The sequence below is a fragment of the Microcoleus sp. w1-18aA5 genome (assembly GCF_036701705.1).
In the GTDB taxonomy this organism is placed as follows: Bacteria; Cyanobacteriota; Cyanobacteriia; order Cyanobacteriales; family Microcoleaceae; genus Microcoleus.
This window is the reverse complement of the sequence record NZ_JAUPTE010000180.1, coordinates 1-1163: the sequence shown is the minus strand read 5'-3', so window position 1 is coordinate 1163 and position 1163 is coordinate 1. Positions and strand designations below refer to the sequence as shown.

At 42.6% G+C, this 1163-nt stretch carries 1 protein-coding gene and 1 pseudogene; one reads left to right on the top strand and one right to left on the bottom strand.

The genetic code is table 11. The features are described 5' to 3' along the window. Positions 1-64 precede the first annotated feature (64 nt). Positions 65-445, bottom strand: a pseudogene (locus tag Q5691_RS27590) (type II toxin-antitoxin system VapC family toxin); the annotation flags it as partial. Between the two features lie 219 nt (positions 446-664). Here Q5691_RS27590 and Q5691_RS27585 point away from each other — a divergent pair. Next, positions 665-910: a DUF2281 domain-containing protein gene (locus tag Q5691_RS27585; protein ID WP_333348426.1), complete on the top strand. Its 246-nt coding sequence runs from the start codon at positions 665-667 to the stop codon at positions 908-910. The last annotated feature ends 253 nt before the right edge of the window (positions 911-1163 follow it).

Here is a 1163-nt window from a genome sequence, read left to right as displayed (position 1 = left end):
ATGACGAGGGGGATCCCTGTGTATTTTGTTTTTTTTGTCAAGTACAATTTATACCAAATTAGATGAGCTTACCCTGCTTACAGTTCCATGTTAGCAGGTAATCTAAATCGTAAACGGTAGCTGTCGCAATATGAACCGCATCAGCAGCAGCTTTAGGCGGAAGATTGCTTCGTGTGAGAAATTGTCCTGCTAAGTCTCGTACAGCTTGATTGAGTTCCAGCAATGGAAAGTCGCGAAGTATCTCCAAACGTTGAGTCGCAATCTCTGAGTCACCTTCTGCTATTTCGTCCAAAACAACTTGTGAGATGTAGAGCCTGAAGTTGCTTCGCCGAAATTCCCACCAATCTCGTGTTACCTCAATGTTTGCAGCTATAATCAGGTTTTTGGTGGCTCTAGCGGTGAGGTAGCCCAAGATACTGGTTTCGATGTAGACTGTTTCACTCATACGTAATGGACGATCGCAAATTTCATGTTAACCATACCATGTTGTTTGTCTATTCCGATTTTAAGGGCGATTCCCTTCGGGAGAGCTTCGCACGCGCGTACTTTTTGAATTAAGGGCGATCGCTCTTTTTGAAACCCAGATGAAAACTGACACAAAAAAGCCGATCGCTATTGCTTAAATAAAATTTAACGACAGTTTATTTCTCACCAGATTATGACTATGATTGAACAGATTTACGCGATCGTCAAAACCCTTCCCGAAAACCAAGCTAGCGAAATTCTCACTTTCGCTGAGTTGAGTCGTGCCAAGTACCTGAATGAGAACCAATCCACCGACACCGTAGATTCTTTAACTCCTTCGACAGAATTGGTTTATTCCCTAGCTGGAACATGGGCAGAAGACTTTCCTACTCTGGAACAGATTCGTGCCGCGTCGGGGGAAGACATCTTGCGGGAGAGCTTTTAGATGTACATTTTGGATACAAATACATTAATTTACTATTTCAAACGACAAGGACAACTTGCCCAAAACATTCTGCCATAGTAAAAACAGCTTTATGGTGGAAAGTAGCGATAAATATCTTTCCGGTGAGGCACCCTGGCAAAAGTAAGAGTTTCGCCATCAAAATAAAAACCTATTCGATCAGGGCTATTTCATTCTAAACAACTCCTTAATTAGTTTAAGGCCAAATCCCGCCAGACGTTGGGCTTGAGCCATA

Excerpts from the sequence above, each read along its gene's own strand:
- Q5691_RS27585 (WP_333348426.1), top strand. The coding sequence starts at position 665 with ATGATTGAACAGATTTACGCGATCGTCAAAACCCTTCCCGAAAACCAA.